Origin of the sequence: Ectothiorhodospira sp. 9100 (genome assembly GCF_022227565.1) — a bacterium.
GTDB lineage: Bacteria > Pseudomonadota > Gammaproteobacteria > Ectothiorhodospirales > Ectothiorhodospiraceae > Ectothiorhodospira > Ectothiorhodospira marina.
Map to the genome: position 1 here is coordinate 12883 of NZ_JAJNAN010000004.1, position 12435 is coordinate 25317.

Here is a 12435-nt window from a genome sequence, read left to right on the forward strand (position 1 = left end):
CGAGACCGACACACCACACCCTCCACCAGCGGCGAAAAAACCGTGACCCACGAACAGACCCTGATTCTCACGATCCTGCTCGCCACCATCAGCATGTTCCTGTGGGGACGATGGCGGCATGACATGGTGGCGGTGGGCGCCCTGCTGGCCTGCGTGCTGTTCGGCTTGGTGGTACCGGCGGAGGCCTTTGCCGGGTTTGGGCATCCGGCGGTGATCACCGTGGCTTGTGTACTGGTACTCAGCCGCGGGCTGCAACTCTCTGGCGCAGTGGATGTGCTCAGTCGCGCGGTATTGCCCACCCGGGCGGGCCCCACACTCAGTATTGCTGCCCTGGTCACCCTGGCCGCAGTCCTGTCCGGGTTCATGAACAATGTGGGTGCCCTGGCACTGCTCATGCCCGTGGCGGTGCAACTGGCGGGCCGTCTGGATCTCACCCCCGGCAAGGTGCTCATGCCGCTGGCCTTCGGGTCCATCCTGGGTGGCACCATGACGCTGATTGGAACACCGCCCAATCTGATCGTATCGGGGTTTCGCGCCGACCAGGAGGATGGCGGAGGGTTTGCCATGTTCGACTTCATCGGCGTGGGCCTGCCGCTGGCGCTGGTGGGTGTGCTGTTCATCGTGCTGATCGGCTGGCGACTGGTGCCACGTCGCGAGCAGCCAGGGGCCTCGGGCTTCGACACCGGCGCCTACACCACGGAGGCGCGGGTGCCTGAAGGCAGCAAGGCCGCCAACATGCGCCTGCACGAGATCGAATCCGTGCTGGATGAGGCCGATGCCCAGATCATCGGTCTGATCCGTAACGAGGTGAAGATGAGTGCCCCCAGCGGCGGCCGGTTGGTCAAGGCTGGGGATATCCTCGTGATCGAGGCGGAAGTCGAGGCGTTATCCAGTGTGCTCGGCACCCTGGGCCTGACACTGGAGGAGGCCGATTCAAACGATGAGTCGGAGGATGACGACGCTCATGGCGAGATGCAAAGGGATGCCAGTCAGGGCAAGGATAAGACTGTGGCATCAAAACAAGCCGCGGCTGAAAACTCGGCCACGGACAAGAGCAAGGACAAAACAGACGAGGCGGAATCCGACAAATCGGCGGAACGCAGCGACGACATCGTCCTCGTCGAACTGGTGGTCAGGCCGGAGTCATCGCTGGAGGGGCGCTCCGCCAAGGATATCCTGCTGCGGTCCCGTTATGGGCTGAATATGTTGGCCGTCTCCCGGGATGGCGCACGCACCAAGGCCCGTTTGCGTACTCTGAAGATCCGGGCGGGTGACCTGCTGCTGATGCAGGGGCCATCCGACACCATCACCGAATTCGCCGCGGATTTTGGTTGCGTACCTCTGGCCAAGCGGGAACTTCGCATCCCGGACAAACGCAAGGCCATCGCCGCCACGGGCATCATGCTGGCGGCGGTGGGCGTGGCAGCGATGGGCCTGTTGCCGGCGGCGGTGACCTTTGCCGCTGGGGTGCTGGCCTCCATGGCCTTGCGCACGGTGCCACCTCGATCCGTGTATGCCTCAGTGGACTGGCCGGTGATCGTCCTGCTGGCCTCCCTGCTCCCGGTGGCCGGGGCCATGCAGAGCACCGGCACGGCGGACCTGATTGCCCATATCCTCCTGGAAAACCTGGCCCAGGGCCATGCCATTCTGGGTCTGGCGGTGATCCTGATCACCACCATGATCCTCACCGATCTGATGAACAACGCTGCCACGGCGGCGGTCATGGCGCCGATCGGACTGGGGGCCGCCTTGCAACTGGGGGTCAACCCGGACACCTTCCTGATGGCCGTGGCCATCGGCGCGTCCTGCGCCTTCCTCACGCCCATCGGCCACCAGAACAACACCCTGATTCTGGGGCCAGGGGGCTTTCGTTTCGGAGACTACTGGCGCATGGGCCTCCCGGTAGATCTACTGGTGATCACCGTCAGCATTCCCTTGCTGTTGCTGGTGTGGCCGTTATAGCCGCTTCGCGGTCGCCCACCCGGGATGACATACACTCACGGCCCGACGTCCTCCCTCAACGATGCAGATCGCCCGCACTCTCGGGCTGATAGAGGATCTTGTCGATACGTACGCGGATGATACCGCCACCGGGGCGGGGCCATTCGATGCTCTCTCCCACCGACAAGCCCAAGAGGGCACTGCCCACAGGCGCCACGATAGAGATGCGGTCAGGCTCCCCGGTGCTATCGCGCGGATAAACCAGGGTCATCTCGAAAGACTCGCCGGTGGACTCCATGACGAAACGCACCGTGCTGTTCATGGTCACCACATCAGCGGGCATCTCATGGGGCTCGACCACCTCGGCCCGGTCCAGTTCTGCCTGCAGGGCGGCACGCCCCGGGAAACTGTCTGCCGGGAGGGAAGCCATCAGGGTATCCAGGCGATCATAATCCTGGCTGGAGACAATAACCTTGGGTTTATCTGTCACGTCCACACTCTTGGAAAAAGGCGTTTAACAAACCCTCATTGTAGCCTTGGCGGACGGGAAAAGCTGCCTTGACCGCAGGCGGCCAGTGTGAAGATGTCCCCAGACCTGAAATACCCTTCGTCGAAATCGTGGTGTGAAAACGCCATGTCAAGACTTGACAGATCAAGACTTTCAGGAACGCCTCTTTTAACCAGGAAACAAGAAGTTACAGATCCTGGCTACTTTTTGACCAATCTGTTCACAGGCCGCGGACCGCCGCGGCCTGTGACACGTTCATGACATTTTGCCCACAAGGTTATCCACAGGTTCTGTGGATGACCGAGGGTCTCACACAGGCTCGTGCAGACCGCACTCACGCTTGAGGCCAAAAAACCGCATCTGCTCGGGGTTTTCGATCTCGTGAACCGAGCGGGTGCTGTGCACATCACCGATGGAGAGATACCCCTGGTGCCATAGCGGGTGGTAGGGCAACCCGTGTCGGGTGAGGTACTGATGCACGTCCCTGTCAGCCCAGTCGATGATGGGGTGTATCTTGGCCCTTCCGTTCTGCCAGGCCACCACCTCAAGCCTCGCACGGGTCTCGGACTGCTGACGGCGCAGGCCAGCCAGCCAGGCATCCGCCCCCTGCTCATTCAGGGCCCGCTGCATGGGTTCAACCTTGTTGATGCGGTTGTAGTGCTTGAGCCCTTCCAGCCCCTGTTCCCACAGGCGCCCGAACCGGGCCTCCTGCCAGGCGGATGACAAGGGGGAGCGGTACACCTGAAGGTTCAGATCGAGCTGCTCCGTCAGTTCATCCACAAAACGGTAGGTCTCCGGGAAGAGATGGCCCGTGTCCACCAGGATGACGGGGATCCCAGGTCGCGCCTGGGTCACCAGATGGAGCATGACGGCTGCCTGAGCCCCGAAGCTCGAACTGAGTACGATGCGCTTCCCGAAGCAGCCCAGGGCCCAATTCACCCGGGCGCTTGCATCCATGGGTTCCAATTCACGGTTAACCCTCTCCAGGGTGTCGCGATCTCCTGAGATCCGATGGGGCGCGTGCATGGGGCCGATCCTCTTGGTGTTGAGCATGTGGGTGTTGAGCATGGCCCTACCTTAACCAAGATTGAGATTACGCAAAAAAGAATGAATAGTTTTTTATCGATTCCATCCAGTTCTTTTGAGGTTGGCAGCACTTATCTCTGATTGATCTAGATTCATTCTCATAAATTCTTTTTCGATATTGATATTTCGCATTATCTTGACCACCCAGTGGCCCTCAGCCGCGCCCCCCCTTCAGAAACCGAGGATGAGCATGTATCAGTACAGCGAATGGGATCAGGCCCTGCTCCGGGAGCGCGTGGAACAATTCCGCGACCAGACCCACCGCTTCCTGTCCGGGCAGTTGAGCGATGAGGCCTATCGGCCACTGCGGCTGATGAACGGCCTGTACCTCCAGCGCCATGCCCCCATGCTGCGAGTGGCCATCCCCTACGGCCTTCTCAGCAGCACGCAACTAAGGGGCCTGGCCCGGGTGGCGCGTGACCACGACCGGGGTTTTGGGCACTTCACCACCCGTCAGAACATCCAGTTCAACTGGCTCACGCTGGAGCAGGTCCCCGAGGTGCTCGCATCCCTGGCCGAGGTGGGCCTGCATGCCATCCAGACCAGCGGCAACTGCATCCGCAATGTCACCTGCGACCCCCTGGCCGGGCTGACGCCCGAGGAGGTGGATGATCCACTCGCCTGGTGCGAGGTCGTGCGTCAGTGGGCCACGCTGCACCCGGAGTTCAGCTATCTGCCGAGAAAATTCAAGATCGCGGTCACCGCCAGCCCCCAGGACCGGGCCGCCACCCGGATCCATGACGTGGGTCTGCAATTGGTGAGGGATCCCGCGGGTACACTGGGCTTTCGCATCCGCGTCGGTGGCGGTCTGGGTCGCGACCCCCATCTGGCCAGGACCCTGCGCGACTTCCTGCCGGCCGACGACCTGCTGGACTACCTCACCGCCATCCTGCGCGTGTACAACCTGAACGGGCGCCGGGACAACCTCTACAAGGCGCGTATCAAGGTGCTGGTAAACAGCCTGGGCCTTCAGGCCTTCAAGGGGCAGGTGGAATCGGAGTGGGCACACATCCGCCGGGAACAACCGGTATCCGCCCTGGAGGCCCACCGCCTTGTCAGCGAACGGTTTGTCACGCCCGCCTACAGGGAGGGTGGCCCATGCCGACCCCCTGCCCTGCCGGCCGGCGCGAGCACCGAACAGGCAACCGCCTATGACCGCTGGCTCAGGTTCAACACCCATGATCACCGGCAACCCGGCTACCGGGTGGTCTTCATCCCGCTGAAGGGGCCCGGACGAGCCCCCGGGGATCTGTCCGACCAGGAGATGGACGCCCTGGCCGACCTGGCCGAACGCCATGGTTTCGGCGTGCTGCGCAGCACCCACGATCAGAATCTGCTGCTGCCCGATGTCCCCATGGCCGACCTGCCCGCCCTGTGGCAGGCCCTGGAGGCCCTGGGATTGGCCCATGCCCATATCGGCACCCTCACGGACATGATCGCCTGCCCGGGGCTGGATTACTGCAACCTGGCCAACGCCGCAACGCTTCCACTGGCCCGGGACATACAGCGGCACTTCGACGATCTGGACTACCTGCATGACCTGGGCGAGGTGCAACTGAAGATCTCCGGGTGCATGAATGCCTGCGCCCACCATCATGTGGGCCACATCGGCCTGCTGGGCGTGGAAAAGCACGGGGCCTCCTGGTACCAGATCCAGTTGGGAGGATCCTCCGGCGAGCAGGCCCGGCTCGGCAAGGTCCTTGGACCCGCCGTGCCCGCCGACAAGGTGGTGGAAACTCTGGACAGGCTACTCAGGTTCTACCTGGATCAACGCCAGCCCGACGAACCCTTTCTGGATACGGTGCAGCGCATCGGTCTCAAACCTTTCAAGGAGCGCCTTTATGGCCCTGATCACTCTCGACGGGCAGATCGTGCCCGACCCGCGACGGCCCACGCCTGAAGGACGCCAGGCCGAAGGCAGACCGCAGGACGTCCTGCTCGACCTGCATCAATGGAGAGAAACGGTGGGCAATGAGGCTGTCCCCGAGGGCGTGGATGGCGTACTCCTGCAACCCGAGGATACGCTCACCGACCTCCTCCCCTGGCTGGACCGCCTGAACCTGGTGGCCCTGAACTTCCCCAGGGTCGGTGATGGGCGCCCCTATAGCATGGCCCGACAACTGCGTTGGCGTGACGGCTATAAAGGGGAGCTTCGGGCGGTGGGCGATATCCAGGTGGATCAGCTGGCCGCCATGCGACGCTGCGGCTTCGACAGCTTCGAGTTGTCGACGGGCGATCTCGCCACACAGACCGCAAGGTATCTGCAGGGCCCCCGTGCCTACCCGCACTGGCAGGACCCTGCCCCCGTAACAGGATAAGGCCATGGATCATTTCCCCATCTTCCTGGATCTGCGCGAACGCCCCTGCCTGGTGGTGGGCGGCGGTCGGGTGGCGGCCCGCAAGGCCCGGCGCCTGCTACAGGCCGGGGCCCGCGTACACCTGCTCACCCCGCACTTGGCACCCTCCCTGGCCGAGGCCGTGGATCAGGGTCTGTTCGAGCATCAGGCAGGCCGGTTTCATCCCCAGGCCGTGGAAGGCATGACCCTGGTCATTGCCGCCACGGACGATGAGGGCGTGAACCGGGCGGTCTACGACGCGGCCCGGCAGCGCGGCGTCCTGGTGAACGTGGCCGACAGACCGACGCTGTGCAGCTTCATCATGCCGGCGGTGGTGGATCGCAGCCCGCTGCTCGTGGCCATCGGCACCGGAGGTGCTGCACCGGTCCTGGCCCGGGGGCTGCGCGCCCGCCTGGAGGTACTGCTGCCACGGAATCTGGGCGCGTTGGCGCAGCTGGCGGGCGGCTGGCGCGATCGGGTGGCCCAGACCCTGCCGGAGCCGGGTCAACGTCGACGGTTCTGGGAGGCGCTGCTAGGTGGCCTGTGGCAGCCGGGCATGGAGAAACAGCCCCAGGATGAGGACTTTTCCCGTCTGCTCAACACCTGGCACAAGGCACAAAAGGCCGAGGGCGAAGTGGCGTTCATCCCCTGCCCCGGGGATGAGCCCGAGCAACTGACCCTCCAGGCCCTGCGACTCCTGCAGCACGCGGATGTGATCCTTCATGACCCGGGCACACCGGCCCCGGTCCTGGATTATGCGCGCCGGGAGGCGGAACTGATCCCGGCAGGCCACTGCAATGACCTCAATGGCATACCCCAAAGCCCCACGCTGCCGATCATGATGCGCCACGTGCGCAGCGGTGCCCGGGTGGTGCGCATTGGCCGAACAGACCCCCGCAATCCCTTCGCTTCCGACCGCGCCACCCTTGGCCAACTGGGCATCCGGGCCTACCCGGTACCGGGTGTCTCGGGCCCGACCGAAAGCCTCACTCAGGCGATGGCCAGTTGACCCAGATCACATGCCGTTTGAAACCCCTGATATTGAGTATTGTCAATATGGGCCACCCCAGCGACTGATCAAGAGGAAATCCATCATGCCCCTTGCCCCCCCGCTCACCCTTTCGCCCCACCGGTTCCGGTTACTGCTCTGCCTGCTGACGGCCCTCATCCTCCTGCCCGTCACCGCACTGGCCTCCGATCATCGTGTGAGTGAATCCTCGCCACTGGGGCAACTGATCGCCACCGACGAGGACGTCAAGGTCTTCAAGACTCCGTACTGCGGCTGCTGTAACGACTGGGTCACTCATATGGAACAGGAAGGATTCAGCGTCGAGGCCGTGGACGTGAGCCAGGAAGAGCTCAACCGGATCAAATACCACGGCGGGCTGCAACCGGGGATGGGCTCCTGCCACACGGCTTTCATCGACGGCTATCTCCTCGAGGGCCATGTGCCCGCCAGCGACGTGCGCCGCCTGTTGGAGGAGCAACCCGACGTGGCCGGACTGGCGGTGCCCGGCATGCCGGCGGGCTCTCCCGGCATGGAGATGGGTGACCGTTTTGATCCCTTCGACGTCATAACCTTTGATCGCAGTGGCCAAAGCGGGGTATTTTCTTCGCACAATCAGGACTGAGACCTCGCCGCTTCAATGGAAAAACAGAACAAGACCCTCACCATGAGCGTGCTCATGACGCCGGACATGACCAATTTCACCGGCCATGTCCACGGCGGGGCCACCCTCAAGCTACTGGACCAGGTGGCCTACGCCTGCGCCGCCCGCTACGCCCACAACTATGTGGTCACCCTCTCGGTGGACCAGGTGTTTTTCCGCGAGCCCCTGCGGGTGGGTGAACTGGTCACCTTTCTGGCCTCCGTCAACTACACGGGCAACAGCTCCATGGAGGTGGGCATCCGGGTGAACGCCGAGGACATCATTCACCAGAACGAGCGCCACGTGATGACCTCCTATTTCACCATGGTGGCGGTGGACGAGCATGGACGCCCGATGAAGGTGCGCCCGCTGGAAATCGAAACCCCCACCGAACGCAGGCGGTATGAAAACGCCGCCTTGCGCCGGGAATTCCGTCGCGAAATCGAACGGCGCAACGCAGAAATCCGCAAGACCCATGGCCCCAGTGACGATAGCCCCTGAACACTCCCGTGCCATCCAGGACCTGGCGCGGCGCCATGGTTGGTATCTGGCGGTTCTGTACGGTTCCACTGCCCGGGAGGGCGCGGGGCGGGATATCGATCTGGCCGTATTGCCAAAAAACGTGCCGGACTTCATGACTCAGGCACGTTGGTTCAGGCAACTGGAAGAGATCCTGCCCGGACCGGTGGATCTTTTGGTGGTGCATGATGGTACGGGGCCATTGATCCGTTTCCACATATTCCGTGACGGGCAGTGCCTCTACGAGGATGAACCCGGCCGGTTCCACCGTGAGCAGGACCGGGCCTTTTTCCTCTATGCCGACTCGGTTCAGTTTCTGAAACACGCCGAGGAGCCGCTGAAATCATGACCCCGGATCGCCAGGAAATCATCCAGCGAAAGCTCAAGCTGTTGAGACAATTCCTCACGGATATGGATCATTATGCGGCCCTGGATGTACCGAGCCGACGCAAGGAGCACTACGCCGTGGAGCGCCTGCTCCAACTCCTCTGCGAGTCTTCAGCGGATATTGGCCTGCAGTTGCTCCGCATGGAAGGACACTCGCTGGCATCCAGCTATCGGGAAGTCTTTGCAGTGCTTCGTGATCGTCTGGATCTACCGGAAGAACTGGCCAGCTCACTGATGGACGCCTGTGCCATGCGCAACCTCCTCACTCACCTGTACGATACGATCGATATCGATCGCGTGATCACCACCATTGAACCCGCGCTGGAAGTCTACGGGCGTTTCGAGCAATGGGTGTCAGGGAGGATCACCTGAAGGTCGGCCTGTATTCACCGGGATGGCCAAAATACCCGGAAGCCAGCTCTGCCGCCCTGCCGGCCACCGCCTCCGGTGTGAACACATAAAATCGCCACAGGCTGGCGTAACGCGCCTCCAGGGCCGAGATCTCGGCGCAGGCGGCGCTGGCCGGGTCATTGAGGCGACGCAGACCAGAGGCGGTCTCCACCCAGGCCCGTGCCTCCTTCATCACCGTCAGGGCTGGGCAATAGACGATCACCTCCTCCGGCGATACCCCAAGGTCCGCGGCAAACACCGCCTCCGCCTCGGCGCGTCGGCTGCCGGAGTCATGATAATGCGCCACCAGTGCCGCGCGTCCGGCCGGCTCCAGACTGTCGGCGGACAACACATAGGCACGCTTGAGCAGGCGCCGCCCTGCCAGGCGTTGCGCCAGGTGACGCGCTCCCGCTGGTGCGCCGGGCTGTTCCAGCCGGTCCAGCAGGGTCCAGTCGTTGAGATGCAGCAACTCAGGCTCGCTCAGCCACCGGGCCTGCAGGGCCAGTTCCACCGCCTTGGAGATCATGGCTCCCGCCACCACCTTGGTGTGGTGATAATACACGCGTTCGGTGAGGAAGTAGCGCATCCGCAGCAACTGCACCACCTCGGAGCGGGCGTCAGGTCGGTCCATGCCATGGCGGGCCATGCGCAGGGCCAGGTGATCATCGGCCACCGTGAAGTAGCGAAACACCCGGTCATCGAAGTCCTGTGTCAGGCCGGTGAACAGGCTGTCGCGGCGCAGGTAATCCAGTAGGTCCGCATCCAGCGTGGAGGCAATCACCTCCCGGGCCCAGGTGGGCAGATCGCTGGGGCTCTCGCCCAGTAGCCCTGCCACCTGCGCATGAACTCCCAGCCGCTCCAGCTCGGCCCCAAGCGCCCCTTTCAGCAATCGCGCCATTCGATCACCCTTGTCGTGACGCGGAAACAGGCGCCGTTCATCTTCCAGGGTGTGCCCAAACGGAATATGGGTGACGTCGTGCAGCAGGGCCCCCACACCGATCAGATCCTCCAGATCAGAAGGCACCGGCGTGCCCTCGCGGCGTAAGCCATCGATCATCCGGTGCGCCAGGGCGCAGGCCCCCAGGGAGTGGTCAAAACGGGTGTGCAGAGCCCCCGGATAGACGTAGTTGGCGGTACCCAGCTGCTTGATACCTCTAAGTCGCTGAACATCCTGCAAGTCCAGCACAGCCTGTTCGAGCGCGCTCAACTCGATATCCCCATGGACCGGATCCCGGATCACCATGGGTTTGAGGCGGCCCTGCACGCCCCTCACCAGGGCAGAGCCTCGCCATCGAAGGACCAGAAGCCACCGCTATCTTCGGGGCGCAACCCATCCAGCACCCGGAGCATGCAGTTCGCGCTGTAGGCGGGCGTGAACAGGGCGTCGGCGGGTACGTTGCGCTGGAAAGGTTTGGAGAGAGCTGTATCCGTCGTGCCCGGATGCAGTGACGCCAACACGAGCTGTGGATGGGTGCGTCGCAACTCGATGGAGAGGTTCCTGATCACCATGTTCAAGGCCGCCTTGGAGGCCCGGTAGCTGTACCAACCTCCCAGGGCATTCTCGCCGATGCTGCCCAGGCGCGCGGACACCGTGGCAAAGAGCGCCGGGCGATCATGGCGCATGAGCGGCGTCATGTGCTTGGCCAGCAGCAGCGTGGGCAAGGTGTTGACGCGGAAATTCTGCATCACGAACTCGGGGTCCACCTGGGCCACGCGCTTTTCGGGGCCATGCGCTCCGTCATGCAGCAGGCCCGCAGCATTGATCAGCCAGTCGATCTCGCCCATATCCTGAGCCAGTCGGGCCACGTCCGACTCATCAGTCACATCCAGAGAAACCCAATCTACCTTGGCGTCCTCCCATGCAGGTTGTGTGCTGCGGTAAGTGGCCACCACACGCTGAACCGCCCCCCGTGCCGCCAGCGTCTGTACAAAAGCGGATCCGATACCGCCGGATGCACCGATGATAAGGATATTCATCGTTGGCTATCCCGCCTTGGTGGACAATTCAGGGTGGCCAGGATCTCCTGGGAAAGGGTGTCCATGACCCACCCAAAACCTTCACCGTAATCCGACTCGTAAAAGCGCTGGCTGCCAAAACTGACACGTGAACTCACCAGCACGTCTCCCCGGGATTCTCGAGCTGCGCGCCGCTGGCCCATCAACTCGCCAGATTCGGCTTTGAACAGATACATCTCCACCTCCGCCCGACGGCTGTGCCGGTTCCTTAGCATGCCCACAGTCTCATACCCGATATCGAGCACGACGCCAGCCACCAGAAAATCCACTCCCAACTCCGCCGCGATCCCCCTGACCCGTTCCCGAACGCGGTCAGAGCGCGGATTGGGAAGATTGCCGTTGAGGGGAGAGAACAGACGGCGATGCGCGGCGCGATGAACCTCCAGCGGAGTATTCACTCCCACCCGGTGCAGAATCTCATTCGGAACGCCCATCTCAAACCCCGTAACGCCCATCAGGGTGTGCTGATGGGGCTTCAGGAGCGGGAAACTCACAGCGCCGATCCGCATCCCTGCCAGGGCTCCACAACCAGTCTGAGTCTCCTCCACACGAACCTGCACGCGATAGAGATCACCTTCCTGGCCCTCGCTGATCACCTCGTAGCGAGACACATGGGTTCCAATCCGAAACCGCGAGTCATCGGACACCACCACACCCTGACTGAGACGAATCTCTCCCCGGATGGTGGTGCCCGATTGCGACGAAGCAGACCAGAGGGCGTCCTTCAACGCCTCCCTACGGGCCTCCGGAACACTCTGGATCGTGGTTGAAGCGACCCCCTCAGCCACAATGGCCTCTCCAACCACGAGGGCAGGCCACCACAAGAGCACGATGAGCACAAACCCTCTCATGAGATCCCTTCGTGATCACTGGTAGTAATAATAGGGTGCCTGTGAGCAATAGGGCTCGGTGCAGTGCTGCCAGTCAGGAACCCGTTGCCTTGCAGGCTGCAAAGGCACCACGCGGGTGGGTGGGCAGGGACTTGCGCCGCAATACTGTTGCGTGACCACAGGCTGAAGGGGAGCCACGGGTCTGGCCGGCTGGCAGAGGTGCGGTGCGGCAACGCACCGATAGAAATCCTGACCCACGGTGTACTCAAGCGTGGTCTCGTAGATATCATCTTCAATGAGCACCACGTCGATGACGCGCGCCCCCCGAATCTTCTTGTCAATGTAGGATCTCACTCTATCACGCTCACCCGCCATGTCACGCAAGCTACTGCCGCTCTCCAACTGGAGGCCATACAGTTCCTCGGCGAGATTGCGATAGGCATCGAGACGACTGGCCCGGATGGCCATGAGTTTCTGCTGCGACTGCGTCAGGTCGGATCTTGGCACACTGGTGCCATGCCCCCTGACCCGAATGGTACGCTCTTCCATTGCCGTGTATTGATACCCTTGAACAGGTACTTGATAGGAGTGGGCACAGCCCCCTGTCAACGTTATAACACCCAAAGCCACAAGCACATACGCCATTTTTTTCATTTTATTTCTCCGTGAGGATAACCAGCCTTAGTCATTCCAGAAGCGCTCAGACCGTCGGATTCCATGGTCACAGATGACACAGCGGGCCATTGCCCGAGGACAGACTGGACTGGAGCCCC

General features: G+C 62.5%; 14 protein-coding genes. 8 read left to right on the plus strand and 6 right to left on the minus strand.

Going from position 1 to position 12435, the window contains the following annotated elements:
• The first annotated feature begins 42 nt into the window (after positions 1–42).
• Positions 43–1962, plus strand: a complete 1920-nt coding sequence (locus tag LPW29_RS02295) for an SLC13 family permease (RefSeq protein WP_238626635.1) — start codon at positions 43–45, stop codon at positions 1960–1962.
• Between the two features lie 55 nt (positions 1963–2017).
• Here the strand turns inward: LPW29_RS02295 and rnk are convergent, their stop codons facing one another.
• Positions 2018–2431: a nucleoside diphosphate kinase regulator gene (gene rnk / locus LPW29_RS02300; protein WP_090253935.1), complete on the minus strand. Its 414-nt coding sequence runs from the start codon at positions 2429–2431 to the stop codon at positions 2018–2020.
• A gap of 327 nt (positions 2432–2758) precedes the next feature.
• Positions 2759–3475, minus strand: a complete 717-nt coding sequence (locus LPW29_RS02305) for a phosphoadenylyl-sulfate reductase (protein WP_238626729.1) — start codon at positions 3473–3475, stop codon at positions 2759–2761.
• Between the two features lie 250 nt (positions 3476–3725).
• On the opposite strand from LPW29_RS02305, the gene LPW29_RS02310 reads away from it, so the two are divergent.
• From LPW29_RS02310 to hepT, 7 genes are all read left to right on the plus strand, one after another.
• Positions 3726–5435 carry a nitrite/sulfite reductase gene (locus tag LPW29_RS02310; RefSeq protein ID WP_238626636.1) on the plus strand — a complete coding sequence of 570 codons (1710 nt, stop codon included), beginning with the start codon at positions 3726–3728 and terminating at the stop codon, positions 5433–5435.
• Positions 5377–5853: a DUF934 domain-containing protein gene (locus LPW29_RS02315; RefSeq protein ID WP_238626637.1), complete on the plus strand. Its 477-nt coding sequence runs from the start codon at positions 5377–5379 to the stop codon at positions 5851–5853. Before LPW29_RS02310 ends, LPW29_RS02315 begins: the two co-directional genes overlap by 59 nt.
• Positions 5854–5857: 4 nt before the next feature.
• Positions 5858–6880, plus strand: coding sequence for an NAD(P)-dependent oxidoreductase (locus tag LPW29_RS02320; protein ID WP_238626638.1), 1023 nt, complete (start codon positions 5858–5860; stop codon positions 6878–6880).
• Between the two features lie 85 nt (positions 6881–6965).
• On the plus strand, positions 6966–7502 hold the full coding sequence (locus LPW29_RS02325; protein WP_238626639.1) for a DUF411 domain-containing protein: 537 nt from the start codon (positions 6966–6968) through the stop codon (positions 7500–7502).
• A 15-nt stretch (positions 7503–7517) separates the two neighbouring features.
• Positions 7518–8021, plus strand: coding sequence for an acyl-CoA thioesterase (locus LPW29_RS02330; RefSeq protein WP_238626640.1), 504 nt, complete (start codon positions 7518–7520; stop codon positions 8019–8021).
• Positions 8011–8388: a nucleotidyltransferase family protein gene (locus LPW29_RS02335; RefSeq protein WP_238626730.1), complete on the plus strand. Its 378-nt coding sequence runs from the start codon at positions 8011–8013 to the stop codon at positions 8386–8388. Before LPW29_RS02330 ends, LPW29_RS02335 begins: the two co-directional genes overlap by 11 nt.
• Positions 8385–8798, plus strand: coding sequence for a type VII toxin-antitoxin system HepT family RNase toxin (gene hepT, locus LPW29_RS02340; RefSeq protein WP_238626641.1), 414 nt, complete (start codon positions 8385–8387; stop codon positions 8796–8798). Before LPW29_RS02335 ends, hepT begins: the two co-directional genes overlap by 4 nt.
• Here the strand turns inward: hepT and LPW29_RS02345 are convergent.
• The 4 genes from LPW29_RS02345 to LPW29_RS02360 are packed head-to-tail and all read right to left on the minus strand — an operon-like array spanning position 8791 to position 12169.
• On the minus strand, positions 8791–10080 hold the full coding sequence (locus tag LPW29_RS02345) for an HD domain-containing protein (protein ID WP_238626642.1): 1290 nt from the start codon (positions 10078–10080) through the stop codon (positions 8791–8793). The two genes, hepT and LPW29_RS02345, sit on opposite strands and share 8 nt — an antisense overlap.
• 5 nt (positions 10081–10085) lie before the next feature.
• Positions 10086–10793, minus strand: coding sequence for an SDR family NAD(P)-dependent oxidoreductase (locus tag LPW29_RS02350; RefSeq protein ID WP_238626643.1), 708 nt, complete (start codon positions 10791–10793; stop codon positions 10086–10088).
• On the minus strand, positions 10790–11683 hold the full coding sequence (locus LPW29_RS02355; protein ID WP_238626644.1) for a flagellar assembly protein T N-terminal domain-containing protein: 894 nt from the start codon (positions 11681–11683) through the stop codon (positions 10790–10792). The genes LPW29_RS02350 and LPW29_RS02355 overlap by 4 nt, the downstream gene beginning before the upstream one ends.
• A 15-nt stretch (positions 11684–11698) precedes the next feature.
• Positions 11699–12169 (minus strand): LPP20 family lipoprotein, encoded by a 471-nt coding sequence (locus LPW29_RS02360; RefSeq protein ID WP_238626645.1) that lies wholly within the window; start codon positions 12167–12169, stop codon positions 11699–11701.
• Positions 12170–12435: the final 266 nt, after the last annotated feature.

Bases quoted from the DNA above. Each gene is read 5' to 3' on its own strand.
- LPW29_RS02305 (WP_238626729.1), bottom strand. From the start codon at position 3,475: ATGCACGCGCCCCATCGGATCTCAGGAGATCGCGACACCCTGGAGAGG.
- LPW29_RS02310 (WP_238626636.1), top strand. From the start codon at position 3,726: ATGTATCAGTACAGCGAATGGGATCAGGCCCTGCTCCGGGAGCGCGTG.
- LPW29_RS02315 (WP_238626637.1), top strand. From the start codon at position 5,377: ATGGCCCTGATCACTCTCGACGGGCAGATCGTGCCCGACCCGCGACGG.
- LPW29_RS02320 (WP_238626638.1), top strand. From the start codon at position 5,858: ATGGATCATTTCCCCATCTTCCTGGATCTGCGCGAACGCCCCTGCCTG.
- LPW29_RS02325 (WP_238626639.1), top strand. From the start codon at position 6,966: ATGCCCCTTGCCCCCCCGCTCACCCTTTCGCCCCACCGGTTCCGGTTA.
- LPW29_RS02330 (WP_238626640.1), top strand. From the start codon at position 7,518: ATGGAAAAACAGAACAAGACCCTCACCATGAGCGTGCTCATGACGCCG.
- hepT (WP_238626641.1), top strand. From the start codon at position 8,385: ATGACCCCGGATCGCCAGGAAATCATCCAGCGAAAGCTCAAGCTGTTG.
- LPW29_RS02350 (WP_238626643.1), bottom strand. From the start codon at position 10,793: ATGAATATCCTTATCATCGGTGCATCCGGCGGTATCGGATCCGCTTTT.
- LPW29_RS02355 (WP_238626644.1), bottom strand. From the start codon at position 11,683: ATGAGAGGGTTTGTGCTCATCGTGCTCTTGTGGTGGCCTGCCCTCGTG.